Genomic DNA, 18,596 nt, shown 5'->3' with positions numbered 1-18,596 from the left:
CATAGCGCCCGCGTCACCACCCACATTGTGAGGATAGAACTGAATGCAAAGTAACAAAAAAATGGCGCTGCGGCTTGGCGCGATTGCGGCTGTGGTATCTCTGAGTGTGTCATCCGCGTTTGCTGTTGTTAGCGAGCCCGCACCGAATCCGTTTTTTTCGTCGAAGACCTATGCGTTGACTCACGTCGATCCGGCAGCTACCGACGTCGCACCCTATCCTCTAACGCGCGGCACGTTCCACATCGACCCGGCCAAAGAGCCACGCGTGATTCGCGGCCCCGTCAACATCATGACGCTCGAGTCCACATCGAAAGACTTTATGTGGGGAGTGTCGAGCGAAGGTGCGACGTACATCGACGTCTCGAACGGCGGATTCAGGGAAGTCGCGCGCATCACGCCGCCGGGCGTCAAGGTGATCGAGCCTGCAGTGCTCGGCAAGGTGTTGGATCAGCATTTCGCTAACGTCGATCAGGTGAAGGACGCCGTCTTCAACCGGCTGGGCCTCGATCAGACGCGCGTGGGCAATGGCATCTACGGTCTGGTCGACAAGGACAACCGCGTCTACTACAACACCGCGGACGGCCGGATCTTCGTCTATGGCCTGAAGGATCCGCGCAATCCCGCAGCGGGTATCGAAGTGGTCGCATCGCGCGATCTGAGCAAAGATGTGCTGACGGGCCAGCACGGCTTCTCCGGCAAGGAAGGCATCATGGGTCTGAATCTGACTTATGACGGCAAGCTCGTCGTGCTGGGCAACAACTCGGTCTCCGTGATCAACCGCGATCTGAGCGGCCAGGCGCACACCATCCACCTCGACGAGAACGAATTCGTCAGCAATTCGGTTGCGGTCGACGACAGGAACGGCCTCTATTTCGCCTCCGACAAGAAGATGCACAAGGTCGTCTGGACGGGGACCAAACTCTCCAACGACGCGTCTGACGGCGCGTGGAGTTCGCCATACGACACGGGCGACTGGATGCCGACCGTCAAGTTCGGCACCGGAACCGGCTCGACGCCGACCTTGATGGGCTTTGGCAAAGATGACGACCGGCTCGTCGTGATAACGGACGGCGCGGATCGCATGAAACTCGTGGCGTTCTGGCGCGACCAGATTCCCGAGGGCTTCAAGAAACAGTCGGGCACGAAATCGAACCGGATCGCGGGCCAGATTCTCGTGACTGCCGGCTTGCCGTCGAGCACGAAATACATCCAGTCCGAGCAGTCGGTGGTTGTCAACGGATATGGCGCATTCGTGGTCAACAACATTGCCGAGCACGGCGAAAAGGACAAACTGGTCGACGTCCTGTCGCTCGGTCCGATCAACAAGCCGGCGCATGGGGCCGAGCGGATCGACTGGGATCCGGTGAAGCATCAGTGGAAGTCGGCGTGGACCAACGCTTCGGTGGTGTCGATCAGCATGGCGCCGACCATGAGCGGCCCTTCCGGCATTGTGATGACCAATGGCTACTACGAGAAAGACGGCTGGGAAATGGACGGCCTCGACTGGAATACCGGCAAGGTCGTGTATCGCGCGATTTTCGGCAAGTCCAATTGGGGTAACGGCGGCTACGCTCAACCGCAACTGTTCCCGAACGGCGATTTGCTGTTCAACAGCATCGGCGGGCCGATCCGGATTCGGAATCAGTAAGCGGTAGAGGCAATCAAGACAGTGTATCGGCGCGCGCAATCGGCAGATTGATTGCGCGCGCCCTGTTTTTATGGGCTTTCGATACGCCCATGCCCACGCATATGCATCGTTGTTTTCAGCCGAAATCGGTCGAACGCGACAACGCCTCCCACGTTTCAATCTCCGCGTTCAGTGCAGCGAGCTTCGCTTTCACCAGATCGAACGCGTCGTTGCCGAGCAGCAGGTGCACCGGCGGATTCTCCGCTGCGACGATCGTCAACAGTGTTTGCGCCGCTTTGCGCGGATCGCCGGCCTGCTTGCCACTCTTCGCCTCGCGCGCCTCGCGGATCGGGTCGAACAGGGCGTCGTAGTCGGCAACGCTGCGGCCAGCGCGGATCATCGAGCGGCCGGCCCAGTCAGTGCGGAATGACCCGGGCGCGACGGCCGTCACCTTGATGCCAAAGCCTGCCACTTCTTTCGCCAACGTCTCGGTGATGCCTTCGAGCGCGAATTTGCTACCGCAGTAGTACGCAATGCCGGGCAACGTGATGAAGCCGCCCATCGAGGTGATATTGATGATGTGACCCGAGCGACGCTCACGCATGGCCGGCAAGACGGCTTTGATCATCGCCACCGCGCCGAACACGTTGACGTCGAATTGCCGGCGTATATCGTCGAGCGGCGACTCTTCCAGCGTACCCTCGTGCCCGTAGCCCGCGTTGTTGACGAGGACGTCGATCGGGCCGACCGTTTGCGTGATCGTCGCGACGGCGGGCGCGATGGCGTCGAACTCCGTTACGTCGAGCACGATGGCGTGGGCCCGTCCAGCCGCCAGCGCCATGAAGGCGTCGCGCGCGGCCTGATTGCGCACCGTGCCGACGACGATATGGCCCGCGTCGAGCGCAGCCTGCGCGAACGCGCGGCCGAAACCGGAACTCACGCCGGTGATCAGAAACGTTTTGCTCATGATGATCCACTCCTTTGTTTATCCGCCGTCACGCGGCGCCTTCGGGCGAAAGCGCACGGCCTCGACGGAAGCCAGCCCAGGACTGCATGGTAGGGGCGGCCAGGTCCGGTGCGAATGCCGGTTCGTCTGCGGTGATTGCCTAATCCTATGAGTCGATGGATTTTCCAGCGCGGCGGTGGCACATTGCCGTCTGGTTATGCATGTTTTGGAAGGGGCTCAAAAGTGACGGCCAAACACCGTAATCCAGGCGCGCGGCAACGCATGGTGGCCTTGCTCGAAAATCTCGCGCCGGTGGAAGGCTACAACCTCACCGTGTTGCCCGACGTGCGCTTTTTGCGTTCGAACCGGCCGCTCAGTCGCACGCCCGTGCTGTACGACCCGGGCGTGGTGATCGTGTGCCAGGGCCGCAAACGGGGCTTTCTCGGCAATACGGTCTACGTGTACGACGCGCAGCACTATCTGGCCGTCTCGGTGCCGGTGCCGTTCTCGATGGAAACCGAAGCGAGCGAGGCGGAGCCTTTGCTCGCGATCTATTTGCGCCTCGACTTCAAGGTGGCGGCCGATCTGATGCTGCAACTCGACGAGCGGAACGCGGGCGTGCGAGCCGAGCCGCTCGGCATGATGTCGACGCCGCTCGATGCGAAGTTGAGCGCTTCAGTGCTGCGTTTCCTGGAGGCGATGAGCGTGCCGCTGGAGGCCGAGCTGCTCGGGCCGGCGCTGGTGCGCGAAATCTATTTCCACGTGCTGACGGGGGAGCAGGGCGGGGCGCTGCGCGCCGCCCTGACCGCGCAAGGACAATTCGCGAGGATCGCCAAGGCCATCCGCAAGATTCACGCGTGTTATGGCGAGCCCCTGGGCGTCGAGCAACTGGCGCTGGAGGCGAACATGAGCGTGCCCACCTTCCACTTTCACTTCAAGGCAGTCACGCGCTCGTCGCCCATGCAATATCTGAAGTCGACGCGGCTTCATCAGGCGCGCCTTCTCATGGTGAGAAACGAGATGACGGCAGCGCTAGCGTGCGCGCAGGTGGGTTATGAAAGCGCTTCCCAGTTCAGCCGCGAATTCAAGCGCTTATTCGGCCGCAGTCCGGTCGAGGAGGCCGACCGGTTGCGCAAGACCTTCGCCATGCCGCCGCCCGCGCCGGGCTCGATCTTTGTCGCTTCGCACTGAGCACAGCTGGCCCGGTGCGCACGACGCAAATCGTGCCTGTCGGCTTCAGCACGCCGCCGATACAGTTTGAACCCATGCTACAGATCCTCGGCAAGACCTCGTCCATCAACGTCCGCAAAGTCCTGTGGACCTGTGCGGAACTCGCGCTTCCATTCGAGCAGGAAGACTGGGGCTCCGGATTTCGCGCGACCGGCGTGCCGGAGTTCCTCGCGCTGAATCCCAACGCGATGGTCCCCGTCATCAAGGACGGCGAGTTCGTGTTGTGGGAGTCGAATTCGATCATCCGTTACCTCGCCGGCCGCTATCAGGGCGAGTCGTTGTATCCCGTCGACCCTCGCGAGCGCGCCCGCTGCGATCAATGGATCGACTGGCAGGCGAGCGAATTGAACCGCTCGTGGAGCGATGCTTTTCTGGCGTTGGTCAGGCATTCTCCGGCCCACCAGGACCCGCGGCAGATCGAGCTGTCTTGCGAGAACTGGGCGAGGCATATGGCCGTGATCGAAGGTCAACTGGAACAGACTGGCGCGTTCATCGCGGGAGAGACGTTTTCGCTCGCGGACATTCCGATCGCGCTGTCTATCAACCGTTGGCTTGAGACGCCGTTGCAGCACGGCGATTTGCCCGCGGTCGCCGCCTATATGGCGCGTCTTGCCCCGCGCGAAGCTTACCGAACGTATTGCCGCAACGGCACACCGTAACGTCCGCGAGTGACCGCGGCGGGCTTTGCACACGCGCTCGCGGACACCTGCGCCGCTTACAAAAACCATGCACGGTGCTTGCGGATTCCTGCCTGTGCAAGCGCTTCTGCGTGGCACGCCCCGAGTCGCCTACAATGGCCGCTTTTGCGACACCGATTGAAGGTTCCACGATGCGGGTATCGAAAGTTGCGCTGGCGTTACTGACAGCGTGTTTCACTCTGAATGCGAGTGCCGAGATGACGGCCGCCCAGTACAAAAAATGGGCGCATGCCGATAACAACTCGATCTACGCGGCGTACATCACCGGCACGATCAATGCGTTCGGCTGGGCGAATGGAGATCTGGTGGCGAAGAAGCGTCCGGCGCTCTTCTGCCCGCCGCAAAATCTCGCGATCGGCAACCAGAACGTCTATCCGTTGCTCGACGAGTTTTTCAACAATCACCCGAGCATTTCGGACGACTTTCCGATCGGTCTCGCGATTCTCCGTTCGCTGCAGGGCGCGTTTCCCTGCTGAGGCCGAGCGGGACTGCGTGGCACGCGCGGCTCAGGCTGCGGCCGGCGCTTCGCGCGCGCAGCTTTTCGCGTAAGCGTTCTCCACGCCCGGCAGAATCTCCACGATCTCGAAGCAAAGGCTCTGGGACATGCCCGGCCAGCAGGCGTCGACCAGGCGTCAACGAGGCGGGGCCACCGTCGGCCCCGCCGTCTGTCAAACCTGAACGAGCTTCGGAATCTGCACGTCCGGATTGACGTCCGCTTCATAATCCACGCCCGCGATTTCGAAGCCGAACAGACGCAGGAAATCCGTCTTGTAGCCGGTGAAATCGGTGAGTTCGTAGATATTGTCGTTGGTCACCTGAGTCCAGAGCGCCTGCACGCGGTCTTGCACTTCAGGATCGAGTTCCTTGTAGTCCGCGCGCAAACGTCCTTCGTCGTCGAGATGCGGCGCCGTGCCGTACAGGCTGTCCTTGTACAGGCCGTAGACCTGTTCGATGCAGCCTTCATGCGTGCCTTTTTCCTTCATGACCTTGAAGAGCAGCGACAGGTACAGCGGCATCATCGGGATCGCGGAGCTCGCCTGGGTGACGACCGCCTTGAGCACGGAGACGCGCGCATCGCCGCCTTTGGCCGCCAGCTTCTCGCGAATGCCGAGCACCTTCTGGTCGAGGTCTTTCTTGGCCGCGCCAATCGAGCCGTTCCAGTAGATGTCGTGGGTGATCTTTTCGCCGAGGTAGGTGAACGCGGTGGTCTTCGCGCCGTCCGCGAGCACGCCGGCTTCGAGCAGGGCGTCGATCCACATCTGCCAGTCTTCGCCGCCCATTACCGCGACGGTGTGGTCGATTTCGTCCTGCGTGGCGGGTTCGAGCACGGTTTCCTTGATGACTTCCTTGTCCGTGTCGATGCCGCGCAGATTCACGGCACGGCCGACCGGCTTGAGCGTCGAGCTGAACACCTGGCCGCTTTTCGGATGCGTGCGCTTGGGCGCGGCGAGGCTGTAGACGACCAGATCGACCTGGCCGAGATCGCGCTTGATGACTTCGATGGTGCGCTGCTTGACTTCGTCGGAGAAGGCGTCGCCGTTGATGCTCGTGGCGTACAGGCCTTTCTCCGTGGCGAATTTCTCGAAGGCGGCGGTGTTGTACCAGCCGGCCGTGCCTGCCTTGGTCTCGCTGCCGGCGCGCTCGAAGAACACGCCGAGCGTGTCGGCGTTAGAGCCGAACGCCGCGCTGATGCGGGCGGCGAGGCCGTAGCCCGTGGATGCGCCGATCACGAGCACCTTCTTCGGGCCGTTGGCGATGGGGCCGCGTGCCTTGACGTACTCGATCTGTTCCTTGACGTTGGCCTCGCAGCCGGTCGGATGGGTGGAAACGCAGATGAAGCCACGCACGCGCGGTTTGATGATCATGAAGCACCTCTTGTCGGAATTGGCGACATTATAGTGGGCCTCGATTGATGCGGGCGCACCCCGCTGGTTTGGCCCCTCGCGACGCGCTGGCGCTACAAAAATCGGCCGCCGCCGCGCATCTTGGTAGGATTGCGCCTTTCCAAGCCGACTCGAAGCTAGCGTGAAGCGCCTGATCCCCTCATTTCTGGAGACCCTTGAAAAAGGGCTGACTCTGGCGAACCCCCTGATCGCCCAAGCCTTGTGGCACGTGCGCCATCCTACCTGGCGCGGCGTGCTGAAGGCTTGCGCGGCGCTGCCGCTGCTGTTCGTGCTCTATGTGCTGATCCTGATCCCGTTCACGCCGGGCATCGGCGACATCCGCAAGGCCAAGGTCGAGCAGCCCGCGCAGATTCTGTCGGCGGACGGCAAGCTGCTGGCGGAATTCAAGCCCTCCAACCGCGAGTGGGTCAAGCTCAAGGACATCTCGCCCAACGTGGTGAATGCGCTGATCGCCACTGAAGATCACCGCTTCTACCAGCATTGGGGTCTCGACTGGCGGCGCACGGCCTCGGCCGCGCTGCACACCTTTTCCGGCGACCGGCAGGGCGGCTCGACCATTACCCAGCAGTTGGCCCGCAATCTCTATCCTGACGAGATCGGCCGCGCGCCGACGCTCACGCGCAAGCTCAAGGAAGCGATCACGGCGTTCAAGATCGAGGCGCTCTACACCAAGGACGAGATTCTCGAGACCTACCTGAACACGGTGCCGTTCCTCTACAACGCCTACGGCATCGAGATGGCGGCCCGCACCTATTTCGACAAATCGGCCTCCGATCTGACCGTGCTGGAAAGCGCGACGCTCACCGGCATGCTCAAGGGCAATAGCTATTACAACCCGGTGATCAACCCGGAACGCGCGTTGCAGCGCCGCAATACGGTGCTCGGGCAGATGGTCAAGTACGGCAAGCTGACGCCGGCGGCCTATGCCACGCTCAGCCGCCGGCCTTTGCGCATCGATTTCGAGCGCCAGACCGAGCCGCCCGGACCCGCACCGCACTTCGCGCAGCAGTTGCGCAAGTGGCTCGCCTCATGGGCGGATCGCAACGACTACAACATGTACGCCGACGGGCTGGTGGTGCGCACCACCATCGACTCGCGTCTGCAGACCATGGCCACTCAAGCCGTCACCTTGCAGGGCAACCAGTTGCAGGGGATCGCCAACGCCGCGTGGGGCACGCGTTCGGGCTGCTCGAATGGCCGCGATCTGCTGCAGACCTTCCTGCGCGAAACACCGGACTACCGCGCCGCCAAAGACGCGGGACTGAGCGACGACGACGCGCTCAAGCGCGTCTCGTCCGACCGCGAACTGGTCAAGTCGCTCTGCGAGACCAAGACTCGCGTGCAGGCGGACTTTCTGGCGATGGACCCGCGCAACGGCCAGATCAGAGCGTGGGTGGGCAGCCGCGACTTCAGCCAGGATCCGTTCGATCACGTCCAGCAGGCGCGGCGCCAGCCGGGCTCGACCTTCAAGCCGTTCGTCTACGCGGCGGCCTTCGAGTCGGGCGCGAAGCCCGCCGACACCTTCGTGGACAAGCCCGTGGAAATCCCGCTGGCGGGCGGCGAAGTCTGGCGTCCGAGCGACGAGGACGAGCCGAGCGAGCGCAAGATCAGCCTGCGCGACGGCCTCGCGTATTCGCGCAACCGGATTACCGCGCAGTTGATGGAGACGGTCGGGCCGAACAAGGTCGCGCGTCTCGCCCGCGCCATGGGCGTGCGCGACAGCGAACTGGACCCGGTGCCGTCGCTCGCGCTCGGCACGAGCCCCGTCACGCTGAAGGAGATGGTCGCGGCCTACGGCACGATCGCCAATCTGGGCGGCTACGTGGAACCGGTAATGGTGACGCGCATCGAGAACCGCAAGGGCGAGGTGCTGGCCGAATTCGCGCCGGTGCCGCCCAAGCAGGAGGTATCCGCCGACGCCGACCGCGTGCTCATCGACGTCATGCGCGACGTGGTGAACCGCGGCACGGGGTCGAGCATTCGCAGCCGTTTCGGCGTGCGCGGCGACGTCGCGGGCAAGACGGGGACGACGCAAGGCAATGCGGACGGCTGGTTCATCCTGATTCATCCGCAACTCGTGGCGGGCGCGTGGGTGGGCTTCAACGACAGCCGCGTGACCTTGCGCAGCGATTATTGGGGGCAAGGGGCGCACAGCGCGCTGCCGATCGTCGGCGATTTCTTCCAGCGCGCGCAGCGCTCGAGGCTGGTCGATACGCGCGTCAAGTTCGCGACCGACGAGAAGCCGGGCTGGTTTGCCGAGCGCTCGGGCAGATTGCGCGAGTGGTTCCAGAATCTGTTCGCGGCGTCGCCGGCCAAGCCGGAGGCGCCGGTTGCGCCGCGCAGTACGACACGTCATGCGCCGCCGACGGCGCCTGTGGAGCCGTCGGCGTCCGCTGCGGCCGCGCAGCCGCGTGCGTTGCCGCAACCGCCGCTGCTTCCTACGCCGGGCTCGGCGCCGGTGGCCGCGAGCGGGGCGGTGGATGGTGAAGCGCGCGGGGGTGGCGAGCCGGCCTTGGCGCCGACACCCACGCCGGACGACGTGGTGCCGCCCGATGCCGGCAGTCCGGCCAACGCGCTGCCGGCAACGTCGGCGAGCGGCCGCGGCGCGCCTTGATGTGGAACGGGCCACGCCTTTCACGGCGTGGCCCGTTCCGTTCCGGTCGCGGCGGAAATAATCGCGTCTAGGGCCGCGCCGCCTCCGCGCCGTCCGCGATGTCAGGTTCCGAAAAACCGGACGACGCTTCGAGCGAAGCGTCGTGATGCAGCAGCAGAACGGCCGCTACCCCGACGAGTCCCGCGCCCGACAGACACAACAGACCCGCGCCGAAGCCGCCGGTGCTGTCCTTGATCCAGCCCATCGCGTAGGGTCCGAAGAAGCCTGCGAGATTGCCGAGCGAGTTGACCGCGGCGATGCCGCCGGCCGCCGCCGCACCCGACAGGAATGCCGCCGGCAGGGTCCAGATCACCGGCAGGCAGCCGAAGATGCCGAACCCGGCGATCGACAGCGCGATCATCTTCTGCACCGGATTGTCGAGCCCGGCGGCCGCGGCGATGCCGCCGGCCGCCACCAGCAGTGCGAACGCCACGTGCCGTTTGCGTTCGAGCTTGCGGTCCGAATGCCGTCCCCAGAACACCATGCTGATTACGCCGACGATGTACGGCAGCGACGTCACGAAGCCTGTCTGCAGGTTGGTGAGGCCGAACGATTTGACGATCTGCGGCAGGAAGAAACTCAGCCCGTAGTTGGTTGCGTTCGCACCGAAATAGATCAGTGCGACCGCGAGCACGCGCGGATTGAAGAGCGCTTCTTTCACGCTGAAAGCATGCACGGCTTCGCGATGATCGCGCTCCTGTTTCTGGCGCGCGACCAGCCAGTTGCGTTCGTCTGCGGCGAGCCAGCTCGCGTCGGCGGGCTTGTCGGTCAGGTAGTAGAGCACCGCGAACGCGAGCACCAGCGCGGGCGCCGCCTCGATCAGATAGACCCATTGCCAGCCGGCCAGTCCGGCGAAGCCGTCCATCGACAGCAAGGCGCCGGAAATCGGCCCGCCGATCACCGTGGACAGCGGAATGGCCGCCATGAAGTAGCCGACCACGCGGCCGCGATACGCGGCGGGGAACCACAAGGTGAGCAGGAAGATGATGCCGGGAAAGAAGCCGGCTTCCGCCACGCCCAGCAAAATGCGCAGGCCGTAGAACACGTGCGCGGCCGAAAACCCCGTGTAACGCGCAATATCTGGGATGTACGCCATCGCGCCCGCGAGAATGCCCCATGTGAACATGATTCGCGCGATCCAGCGGCGCGCGCCGAATTTCTCCAGCAGCAGATTGGACGGCACCTCGAAGAAAAAGTAGGCGATGAAGAAGATCCCGGCGCCGAAACCGAAAGCGCTCGCGGAAAAGCCGAGCGCCTTGTTCATTTGCAACGCAGCAAAGCCGACGTTGACGCGGTCGAGATAGGCTATGAAATAGCAGAGCATCAGGAACGGCACGAGCCGAACCGTTACGCGTTTCATGGTGCGTGCTTCGAGATCCATCGACTGTCTCCTCCGGTTCATGTCCGGTCTGGTTGGAATGGTGTGGTTACAGACTAGACGCTGAGGTGCGATTGCGGAAGTTTTTTGCGCGGCGCGCCGCGCTCAGGTCCACGGAGTGTGGACCTTATCGAGGTTGCGATCGAGCTGACCGACCGCGCTGATCAGCGCCAGATGGGTCAGGGCCTGCGGAAAGGTGCCGAGCGCGCTCACACGGGAACCGACAGCAACGAATGTGCCGACACCGTTCGCGTTGGATGGACGGCGAGAAATAATGCGGCCAACCGTTGGCGCGTGCGACGGACCTGCGTCAATAAAACGCGTGACAGGCGGTCGAATTGATGTCGTGTTAGAGCCGAGTGGACTCGCTGTGTGCGATTGTTTAGGCGCAAGCAACAGTGTTTTCAGATGGCGAGGCTGATCTCTTGCGCGCGATTACGGATAATTCGATATCGACTAATCCGTAATGAAGTGCAGGTGACACATGTTCAACTCAGTCTCGGACCGCACGCCCGGGCGGGCGGCGGTATTCGGCGCGCTCAACGAGCGATACCCGCTGTCGGGACGCGCGCGCGCCCTTGTCGTGGCCATCGCCGCGTGCGCGAGTCTGATGGGATGCGCCACGTCCAGCGACGTGGTGGCCACCAGCAAGCCCAACACCTATACAGTCGCGGCAAGCGCTACCGGTGGACGCATGGCGTGGGCGCGCGCGCACGAACAGGCCATGAACCAGGCGCGCGATTACTGCGAGCGTCGCGGCATGCAAGCCAGCGTGACGACGGAAACCGTCAGCGGCGTGCAAGTGCTGACGGAGCATGGGTCGTCTATGAATTTCGAATGTCATCCCAAGTTTTAGGCGTTCAATCAGCGCCGGCTCGTGGCGTGTAATTATGAGCCACCTTAGCAGTCGATCGTCTGCATCCCTGAGTACACATTCAATTCGAAGAAAGCCTGCGCTACGCTCAGACCGCCGCCTTGGGTATGAGGGCAGCCAGGCGGTATCCGTATTTACTATTGGCCGATCGCCATCTACGATAGATTGAGGTTTCGGCTCGACTTCCTGCGCGATTTGTCGTCGATAGAAAGAAAATAGTGCGAGGTTGGAAGTCTTCCGTTGTTCCTGTGCGTCTTACGGCACCAACCATCTCGCGGGAGAACGCCATGATTCGCGCCGAACGTCGGATCGTGTTCGCGGCCATCGCGGTGTTCGTCGCGCTCGCCGGCATGGCGATGGTCATTCACGGCGTTCTGTTCGACACCCGCAACGACACCGTGTATGGCGGCGTGTTGCTGGTGATTGGGGTCGCGGTGCTGGCGCTGATGCTGACTCCGCGGCCGTCGGATAAGTCGTGAAACTTCGTGGCGCCTGAGCAAGGCATGGGCGGCGTGCAGTCGCGCGGAATTGTCGCGTCATCGCTGTGAGCGCGTCGGGGATCTGCCTGCCGGTGTGGTCGACGAGCGCGCTCAGATTGCACACCGGTAAACGGTTCAGTTAACCGGCCTCCCGATCACCTTTCTTCTCTTCTCGCCAGCCAACCCCACGCGTACAGCTGGGCCGCCTAACTGCCGTGCAGCGTATCGATAATCGCCTGCGTGATGGCGCGTCTGTCATACGACGCGCGATGGATCATGCCGACCGTGCGCAATACCGGTGAATTCGAAATCGACAGCACGCGTAGCGACGGATCGTTGTGCCAGTTGCCCCGGTGCAAAAGTGGCAGCACCGTGACGCCGATATTTTCGCGCACCAGCGCCACGATCGTCTCGATCGAATTGAGTTCGAGGTACTCGTTGACCGCGAGGCCTGCCGCCTGCAAGGCATGCTCCACGACGCGCCCGGTGCGCACCCGACGGTCGAAGCGCAGAAAGGGGTGGCTGAGCAGGATGCGCTGCGGATCGGTATCGGTGATTTTGCGGCTGGCTATCAGCATCAGCGGCTCCGTGTAGAGCGTCGTCCACTTCAGCGTGTCGGGCAGCGTGATGTCGGCACGCGCAACGATCGCCGCGATATCGACCTCTCCCGCCTCCACCATCTTGGCCAGTTCGTCGGAGCGCGACGATAGCAGCCGCACATCCAGTTGCGGATGGGCGGCCTTCAGCCGCGCGACGACCAGCGACAGCGCGCCGATCACCGATACCACGGCGCCGATCGTCACAGGTCCGACCATCGAATCCGTCGGCGTTCCCTCGAGCTCGGTCAGCAGATCGAAAATCTGCTCGACTTTCGGCCAGATCTCTTGCCCGTGCCGGTTCAATGCGATCTGCCGCCCGCTGCGATCGAACAGCTGGCGGCCGAGTGCCTGCTCGAGCGCGCGCATCTGCAAGCTCACCGCCGCCTGCGTCAGCGCGACGCTCTCGGCCGCGGCGGCGAATGATCCGGTTCGTGCGACGGCCCGGAAGGTTCTCAACATGCGCAGCGTTGGCATTGCCCATCCACAAGAAAAATTTAAGTGTGACCAAGAAATATTAATATTTTCCAACGTAAAGCGCACCAGATAATCGTCCCGGAACGACGCATTGAACAGGACCATTAGTCCGATATGGAGCTTTCAAGCATGCCCGATGCCGACCGTCGACCGGTCCTGGAGGTCCGCGGCTTCTCGTTGAAGTTCTCGCGCGCGGCCGAGGTGCCGAACCTCGTGCACGACGTGTCGTTTTCAGTCGGCCCTGGCGAGACGCTTTGCATCGTCGGTGAATCGGGCTGCGGCAAGAGTGTGACGTCGCTCGCGCTGATGGGTCTGCTCGCAAGCCCGCCTGCGCACCGAGTCGGCGGCACCGCGCACTTCGAAGGCCGGGACCTGTTCTCACTGTCCGAGCGCGAACTGGCCGATATTCGCGGCAACCGGCTGTCGATGATCTTCCAGGAGCCGATGACGTCGCTGAACCCGGCGTTCACCGTCGGCGAGCAGATCGGCGAAAGCATCCGGCGGCATCGCCATGTCGAGCGCGGCCAGGCGCGCGAGCAAGCGCTCGAGATGTTGCGGCTCGTGCGGATCCCGGCGCCGGAAACGAGGCTGGACGCGTACCCGCATCAGCTTTCCGGCGGCATGCGCCAACGCGTGATGATCGCGATGGCGCTCGCGAATCGCCCGCGCCTGTTGATCGCCGACGAGCCGACCACCGCGCTGGACGTGACGATCCAGGCGCAGGTGCTGTCACTCGTGAAGAATCTGCAAGCCGAGACCGGCACCGCGATGGTGTTGATCACGCATGACCTCGGCGTCGTCGCGGAAGTCGCCGACCATGTCGCGGTGATGTACGCGGGGTGCATCGTCGAATACGGCACCGTCGCCGATCTGTTCGACGACCCGCAACATCCCTACACGATCGGACTAATGGGCGCGATTCCGTCGGTCGGCAAGCGTGAAGGCGCGCTCGCGACGATCCGCGGTTCCGTGCCGTCGCCCGAGATGATGCCGCATGGCTGCCGCTTCGCGCCGCGCTGTCCGTTCGCGGAGCAACGCTGCATCGACGCCGCGCCGCCCGACAAGGTGATCGACGCTGTGCATCGCGTCGCCTGCTGGCTAGCGCCGGTCGAACAGGTCGCCGCGCCGCTATCACGCAAGGAATTCGCATGACGAGGTTGACTCCAGCAACGCCGCATGCGGACCCGGCCTCGAGTTCGCCGTCGCCGATCATCGAGGCGCGCGCAGTGACGAAGCATTTTGGCGGTGCGCGGCATCTCTTCACGCGCACGCCCACTGTTTATGCGGTCAACGACGTGTCGTTCGCGGTCAACGCCGGCGAGACTTTCGCGATCGTCGGCGAATCCGGCTGTGGCAAGTCCACGCTGGGCCGACTCCTGCTCCGTCTGATCGACTCGACAGACGGCCGGGTGTTCTATCAAGGCGTGGACATCACCCACCAGCAAGGCGCGCCGCTGCGGCGGCTGCGTCGCGAAATGCAGATCATCTTTCAGGATCCGTTCGCCTCGCTGAATCCGGGCATGACGATCGGTCAGATCGTCGGCGAGCCGATCGCGCTGCACGGGCTCGCGCGCAACGGCGTCGAGCACCGCGAGCGCGTTGCGCAACTGCTGCGCACGGTTGGCCTGCAACCGGCCTATGCGGACCGTTACCCGCACGAATTCTCGGGCGGCCAGCGACAACGGATCGGCATTGCCCGCGCTTTGGCCGGCGAGCCGAAGCTGATCGTCGGCGATGAGCCGGTGTCGGCGCTCGACGTCTCGGTGCAGGCGCAGGTGATCAATCTGCTCGAAACACTGAAACAGAATCTCGGCCTCAGGCTGATCATGGTTGCGCATGACCTCGCGGTGATCCGCCATATGAGCGATCGCGTCGCCGTGATGTATCTGGGCGAGATTGTCGAGCTGGCCGATGTCGATGCCCTGTTCGACGCGCCGCTGCATCCGTACACGCAAGCGCTGCTGCGCGCGATTCCGGCGAGCAGCCCGCACGAGCGGCGCGCGAAGCCAGCGTTGTCCGGCGATCTGCCGAGTCCGAGCGCGCCGCCGTCCGGTTGCCGTTTCCATACGCGCTGTCCGCACGCGAAGCCGCACTGTGCGCAAGTGCGGCCGGTCAGCGAGCGGCTCGAAGACGGACGGCAGGTGGCGTGCCATTTCTGGCGCGAGATCCAGAACACCGGCGGCGGCGCGCCGCTGCTCACGAGCGTCAGCCCGAAATTGGCCGAGCGGCTCGCGATCTACCGCGACCGTCAGGCAACGCTGGCCGCCGCCGGCGGCGATTGAGCCACTGGCCGAGATGAAGATCGAGTGAAGCATCAAGTTGCCGACGCACCGATGCCGTTTAGCGCACCATTTTTTGAATTAGAAGAGAAAGGGAAGTCCTCATGCGAAGAATGTTGATTGCCGCGGCGCTCGCGCTCGGCGCCACTGCCGCGATGGCCCAGACCAGCCAGACGATACGGATCGGCCTGCAGGACGACATCGGTTCGCTCGACCCCGCGCGCAGCGTGCAACTCGTCGACCGGATCGTGTTTGCGTCGCTGTGCAACTCGCTGGTGGATATCACGCCGGACCTGAAGATCGTGCCGATGCTGGCGACGTCGTGGACGACGAGCGCCGACGGCAAGACGCTGACGTTCAAGCTGCGTCAAGGAGTCAAGTTCCAGGATGACGAGCCGTTCAACGCGGCCGCCGTCAAGGCGAACCTGGACCGCGACCGCACGCTGCCGACGAGCAACCGGAAGAGCGAACTGGCGTCGGTCGATCACGTCGATGTAATCGACGACTACACGGTCGCGATCGCGTTGAAACAGCCGGACGCGGCCCTGCTCGCGACGCTGACCGACCGCGCCGGCATGATGCTCGCGCCGAAGACGCTGGCCGATCCGGCCGGCGTTGCCGCGCATCCGGTGTGTTCGGGCCCGTACAAGTTCGTCCAGCGCGTGCAGAACGATCGAGTCGTGCTCGAAAAATTCCCCGGCTACTGGGACGCCGATAAATACCCGGTCCAGCGCGTGATCTTCCTGCCCATTCCGGACAGCACGGTGCGGCTCGCCAATCTGCGCTCGGGTTCGCTCGACATGCTCGAACGCCTCGCGCCGTCCGATGTCGCGTCGGTCAAGAGCGACGCAAGCGGCAAGTTCGCGCCGGTCAGCGGGTTCGGCTATTACTACGTGACGTTCAATGTCGGCAACGGTAAGCGCAGCAACGCGCTGCTGAAAGACAAGCGCGTGCGGCAGGCGTTCGACCTCGCGATCGACCGTGATGCGATCAACCAGGTGATCGGTGCCGGCATCTTCACGCCGGCGAACCAGGCGATACCGAAGTCGAGCCCGTACTACAACGCGTCGCTGCCAATGCCGCATCGCGACGTTGGGAAAGCGAAGGCGCTACTGAAGGCGGCGGGCCACGAGCACGTCGACATCGAGTTCACTTATCCGAACAACACGGTGTCGAGCCAGATCGTGCAGATGATGCAGGCGATGGTCGGCGAAGCCGGCTTCAACCTGAAGCTGCGGCCGACCGACTACGCGACGGAGCTCAATGCCGCCCATAGCGGCGACTTCGAGGCGATGTACCTCGGCTGGTCGGGCCGCGTCGACCCCGACGGCAACCTGCATCAGTTCAATACGTGCGCCGGCAACCTCAATTACGCGCATTACTGCAACCCTGACGTCGACCGGTATCTCGACGCCGCGCGCGTGAAACTGACTGCGGCGGACCGCAAAACGGATTACGACGCGGCGTCGAAGCTGCTCGCCGAGGACGATCCGATCGTCTATGTCTATAGCCAGCCCTGGCCGTTCGAGCTGTCGAAGAAGGTGCAAGGCTTCACGCCCTATCCGGACGGCCTGATCCGCCTGCGCGGCGTTAGCATCAAAGGCTGACCGATCATGCTGCGGATCATCGCCAATCGCATGCTGGTCGCCATTCCAACGCTGATTCTCGTGTCGATGCTGATCTTCGGCCTGCAGAAGCTGCTGCCCGGCGATCCGGTGACGGCGATGGCCGGGGAAGATCAGGATCCACAGCTGATCGCGTCGCTGCGCGTCAAGTACCATCTCGACGAGCCGGTGCCGACGCAATACGTTCTATGGGTTCGCGACGTCGTGCACGGCGATCTCGGCGCGTCGCTGCGAACCGACGTGCCGGTCACTTCGCTGATCGCGCAGAAGTTGCCGGTCACGCTGCAACTCGCGGCGATGGCGATGATCTTCGCGATCGGCATCGGTATTCCGGCCGGCGTCATTTCCGCTGCAAGCCGCGGTGGAGCGCTCGATTACGGCGCGAACATTTTCGCGCTGTCTGGCATGTCGATCCCGAACTTCTGGCTCGGGATCATGATGATCTTCATCGTATCGGTGCGCTGGCATCTGCTGCCGTCGTCCGGCTACGTGTCGCCGACCGAAGACTTCTGGCTGAGCATCAAGACGATGCTGATGCCCGCGCTGGTGCTCGGCGCGTCGCTCGGCGCGCAGTTGATGCGCCACACGCGCAGCGCGATGCTGAGCGTGCTGCGCACCGACTATATTCGGACCGCGCGCGCCAAAGGGCTGCTGCGCGGCACCGTGGTCGTCAAGCACGCTCTTCGCAACGCGCTGATTCCGATCGTCACCGTGCTCGCGCTGCTGTTCGGCGAACTGCTGGCGGGCGCGGTGCTGACCGAGCAGGTTTTCACGATCCCCGGCTTCGGCAAGCTTATCGTCGATGCCGTGTTCAATCGCGACTACGCGGTCGTGCAGGGCGTCGTGCTCGTCACCGCATTGTGCTTTATCGTCGTGAACCTGTGCGCCGACGTTCTGTACGTCCTCCTCAATCCCCGACTTAGGCGCGGCTGATGGCTACTCCCACAACCCCCGCTCACGCGCGCGCCGCATCGCAGGCGGCCGGCTTGCCGCGCCGCAAGCGCCGCGGAATCGCGAAATTCATGCGCAATCGCGCTGCCGTTCTTGGCGCGGCGCTCGTGCTGCTCATCGTCCTGATGGCGGTATTCGCACCCTGGCTGTCACATTACGACCCGGTGCAGGCGAGCTTCATGACCGTGCGTCAGGCGCCTTCGGCGGCGCATTGGTTCGGCACCGACGAACTTGGCCGCGACGTGTTGAGCCGTCTGCTGTGGGGCGCGCGCGCGTCGCTGCTTGCTGGTGTCGTATCGGTTGGCATTGCGGTCTTGATCGGCGTGCCACTCGGTTTGCTGGCGGGTTACTTCGGCAAGCTCGTCGACGGCGTGATCTCGCGAATCGCCGATGCGTTGTTGTCGATTCCATTCCTGATTCTCGCTATCGCGCTCGCCGCGTTCCTCGGACCAAGCCTGACCAACGCGATGGCCGCGATCGGCATCTCTGCGATGCCGCGCTTTGTCCGCTTGACGCGCGGCCAGGCGATCACCGTGAAGGCTGAGGAATACGTTGAAGGCGCGCGCGCAATCGGGCTCGGCCATGCACGGATCATCATGCGCTACATTCTGCCGAACGTGCTGCCGCCGATCATCGTGCAGGCAAGCCTGACGATCGCGACCGCGATCATCGCCGAAGCGAGCCTGTCGTTCCTCGGGCTCGGCCAACTGCCGCCGGCGCCGTCGTGGGGTTCGATGCTCAACACCGCGAAGGACTTTGTCAGTCAGGCGCCGTGGATGTCGATTTTTCCGGGCATCGCGATCTTTCTGGCTGTGCTCGGTTTCAACCTGCTCGGCGACGGTTTGCGCGATGCGCTCGATCCGCGCGAGTCGTAACCGG

General features: G+C 63.6%; 16 protein-coding genes. 12 read left to right on the top strand and 4 right to left on the bottom strand.

Annotation, left to right across the window (positions count from 1 at the left end; genetic code table 11):
* Nucleotides 1-43: 43 nt before the first annotated feature.
* On the top strand, nucleotides 44-1,648 hold the full coding sequence (locus tag P0D68_RS07685) for a hypothetical protein (protein WP_408303477.1): 1,605 nt from the start codon (nucleotides 44-46) through the stop codon (nucleotides 1,646-1,648).
* 115 nt (nucleotides 1,649-1,763) lie between these two features.
* On the opposite strand, the gene P0D68_RS07680 is transcribed toward P0D68_RS07685, so the two are convergent.
* Nucleotides 1,764-2,594, bottom strand: a complete 831-nt coding sequence (locus tag P0D68_RS07680; protein WP_408303476.1) for an oxidoreductase — start codon at nucleotides 2,592-2,594, stop codon at nucleotides 1,764-1,766.
* Nucleotides 2,595-2,855: 261 nt separating this feature from the next.
* Here P0D68_RS07680 and P0D68_RS07675 point away from each other — a divergent pair, with 261 nt between their 5' ends.
* The 3 genes from P0D68_RS07675 (at nucleotide 2,856) to P0D68_RS07665 (ending at nucleotide 4,977) form a co-directional block, all read left to right on the top strand.
* Nucleotides 2,856-3,764 carry an AraC family transcriptional regulator gene (locus tag P0D68_RS07675; RefSeq protein WP_408303501.1) on the top strand — a complete coding sequence of 303 codons (909 nt, stop codon included), beginning with the start codon at nucleotides 2,856-2,858 and terminating at the stop codon, nucleotides 3,762-3,764.
* 74 nt (nucleotides 3,765-3,838) lie between these two features.
* A complete protein-coding gene (locus P0D68_RS07670) occupies nucleotides 3,839-4,462 on the top strand; it encodes a glutathione S-transferase family protein (RefSeq protein ID WP_408303475.1) in 624 nt (207 codons plus the stop codon).
* Nucleotides 4,463-4,698: 236 nt separating this feature from the next.
* Nucleotides 4,699-4,977 carry a hypothetical protein gene (locus tag P0D68_RS07665; protein ID WP_286161942.1) on the top strand — a complete coding sequence of 93 codons (279 nt, stop codon included), beginning with the start codon at nucleotides 4,699-4,701 and terminating at the stop codon, nucleotides 4,975-4,977.
* 192 nt (nucleotides 4,978-5,169) lie between these two features.
* Here P0D68_RS07665 and fabV read toward each other — a convergent pair whose 3' ends face one another.
* Nucleotides 5,170-6,366, bottom strand: coding sequence for an enoyl-ACP reductase FabV (gene fabV, locus P0D68_RS07660; protein WP_408303474.1), 1,197 nt, complete (start codon nucleotides 6,364-6,366; stop codon nucleotides 5,170-5,172).
* A 160-nt stretch (nucleotides 6,367-6,526) separates the two neighbouring features.
* Here fabV and P0D68_RS07655 point away from each other — a divergent pair, with 160 nt between their 5' ends.
* Nucleotides 6,527-9,019: a penicillin-binding protein 1A gene (locus tag P0D68_RS07655; RefSeq protein WP_408303473.1), complete on the top strand. Its 2,493-nt coding sequence runs from the start codon at nucleotides 6,527-6,529 to the stop codon at nucleotides 9,017-9,019.
* 67 nt (nucleotides 9,020-9,086) lie between these two features.
* Here P0D68_RS07655 and P0D68_RS07650 read toward each other — a convergent pair whose 3' ends face one another.
* On the bottom strand, nucleotides 9,087-10,439 hold the full coding sequence (locus tag P0D68_RS07650) for an MFS transporter (protein WP_408303472.1): 1,353 nt from the start codon (nucleotides 10,437-10,439) through the stop codon (nucleotides 9,087-9,089).
* A 481-nt stretch (nucleotides 10,440-10,920) separates the two neighbouring features.
* On the opposite strand from P0D68_RS07650, the gene P0D68_RS07645 reads away from it, so the two are divergent.
* Together P0D68_RS07645 and P0D68_RS07640 are read left to right on the top strand one after the other, a co-directional pair.
* Nucleotides 10,921-11,292, top strand: coding sequence for a hypothetical protein (locus P0D68_RS07645; RefSeq protein ID WP_408303470.1), 372 nt, complete (start codon nucleotides 10,921-10,923; stop codon nucleotides 11,290-11,292).
* A 305-nt stretch (nucleotides 11,293-11,597) separates the two neighbouring features.
* Nucleotides 11,598-11,789: a DUF2964 family protein gene (locus P0D68_RS07640; RefSeq protein WP_091794192.1), complete on the top strand. Its 192-nt coding sequence runs from the start codon at nucleotides 11,598-11,600 to the stop codon at nucleotides 11,787-11,789.
* Between the two features lie 206 nt (nucleotides 11,790-11,995).
* Here the strand turns inward: P0D68_RS07640 and P0D68_RS07635 are convergent, their stop codons facing one another.
* Entirely contained in the window at nucleotides 11,996-12,862 is an 867-nt protein-coding gene (locus P0D68_RS07635; protein ID WP_091794190.1) for a LysR substrate-binding domain-containing protein, read from the bottom strand.
* 129 nt (nucleotides 12,863-12,991) lie between these two features.
* Here P0D68_RS07635 and P0D68_RS07630 point away from each other — a divergent pair, with 129 nt between their 5' ends.
* The 5 genes from P0D68_RS07630 to P0D68_RS07610 all read left to right on the top strand — a co-directional run bounded on the left by P0D68_RS07630 (nucleotide 12,992) and on the right by P0D68_RS07610 (nucleotide 18,592).
* Nucleotides 12,992-14,014 carry an ABC transporter ATP-binding protein gene (locus P0D68_RS07630; RefSeq protein ID WP_408303469.1) on the top strand — a complete coding sequence of 341 codons (1,023 nt, stop codon included), beginning with the start codon at nucleotides 12,992-12,994 and terminating at the stop codon, nucleotides 14,012-14,014.
* Nucleotides 14,011-15,144, top strand: coding sequence for an ABC transporter ATP-binding protein (locus P0D68_RS07625; RefSeq protein WP_408468224.1), 1,134 nt, complete (start codon nucleotides 14,011-14,013; stop codon nucleotides 15,142-15,144). The genes P0D68_RS07630 and P0D68_RS07625 overlap by 4 nt, the downstream gene beginning before the upstream one ends.
* 101 nt (nucleotides 15,145-15,245) lie before the next feature.
* On the top strand, nucleotides 15,246-16,748 hold the full coding sequence (locus tag P0D68_RS07620) for an ABC transporter substrate-binding protein (RefSeq protein WP_408303467.1): 1,503 nt from the start codon (nucleotides 15,246-15,248) through the stop codon (nucleotides 16,746-16,748).
* Between the two features lie 6 nt (nucleotides 16,749-16,754).
* Nucleotides 16,755-17,699, top strand: coding sequence for an ABC transporter permease (locus P0D68_RS07615; RefSeq protein WP_091794182.1), 945 nt, complete (start codon nucleotides 16,755-16,757; stop codon nucleotides 17,697-17,699).
* A complete protein-coding gene (locus P0D68_RS07610; protein WP_408187074.1) occupies nucleotides 17,699-18,592 on the top strand; it encodes an ABC transporter permease in 894 nt (297 codons plus the stop codon). The genes P0D68_RS07615 and P0D68_RS07610 overlap by 1 nt, the downstream gene beginning before the upstream one ends.
* The last annotated feature ends 4 nt before the right edge of the window (nucleotides 18,593-18,596 follow it).

The organism is Paraburkholderia sp. RL17-380-BIE-A (assembly GCF_046028085.1).
Taxonomy (GTDB): domain Bacteria; phylum Pseudomonadota; class Gammaproteobacteria; order Burkholderiales; family Burkholderiaceae; genus Paraburkholderia.
Note: the sequence above shows the minus strand (reverse complement) of the source record. Positions and strands in the feature narration are given on the sequence as shown.

Coding starts and splice junctions, on each gene's coding strand:
- P0D68_RS07685 (WP_408303477.1), top strand. CDS start 44: ATGCAAAGTAACAAAAAAATGGCGCTGCGGCTTGGCGCGATTGCGGCT.
- P0D68_RS07680 (WP_408303476.1), bottom strand. CDS start 2,594: ATGAGCAAAACGTTTCTGATCACCGGCGTGAGTTCCGGTTTCGGCCGC.
- P0D68_RS07675 (WP_408303501.1), top strand. CDS start 2,856: ATGGTGGCCTTGCTCGAAAATCTCGCGCCGGTGGAAGGCTACAACCTC.
- P0D68_RS07670 (WP_408303475.1), top strand. CDS start 3,839: ATGCTACAGATCCTCGGCAAGACCTCGTCCATCAACGTCCGCAAAGTC.
- P0D68_RS07665 (WP_286161942.1), top strand. CDS start 4,699: ATGACGGCCGCCCAGTACAAAAAATGGGCGCATGCCGATAACAACTCG.
- fabV (WP_408303474.1), bottom strand. CDS start 6,366: ATGATCATCAAACCGCGCGTGCGTGGCTTCATCTGCGTTTCCACCCAT.
- P0D68_RS07650 (WP_408303472.1), bottom strand. CDS start 10,439: ATGGATCTCGAAGCACGCACCATGAAACGCGTAACGGTTCGGCTCGTG.
- P0D68_RS07645 (WP_408303470.1), top strand. CDS start 10,921: ATGTTCAACTCAGTCTCGGACCGCACGCCCGGGCGGGCGGCGGTATTC.
- P0D68_RS07640 (WP_091794192.1), top strand. CDS start 11,598: ATGATTCGCGCCGAACGTCGGATCGTGTTCGCGGCCATCGCGGTGTTC.
- P0D68_RS07635 (WP_091794190.1), bottom strand. CDS start 12,862: ATGCCAACGCTGCGCATGTTGAGAACCTTCCGGGCCGTCGCACGAACC.
- P0D68_RS07630 (WP_408303469.1), top strand. CDS start 12,992: ATGCCCGATGCCGACCGTCGACCGGTCCTGGAGGTCCGCGGCTTCTCG.
- P0D68_RS07625 (WP_408468224.1), top strand. CDS start 14,011: ATGACGAGGTTGACTCCAGCAACGCCGCATGCGGACCCGGCCTCGAGT.
- P0D68_RS07620 (WP_408303467.1), top strand. CDS start 15,246: ATGCGAAGAATGTTGATTGCCGCGGCGCTCGCGCTCGGCGCCACTGCC.
- P0D68_RS07615 (WP_091794182.1), top strand. CDS start 16,755: ATGCTGCGGATCATCGCCAATCGCATGCTGGTCGCCATTCCAACGCTG.
- P0D68_RS07610 (WP_408187074.1), top strand. CDS start 17,699: ATGGCTACTCCCACAACCCCCGCTCACGCGCGCGCCGCATCGCAGGCG.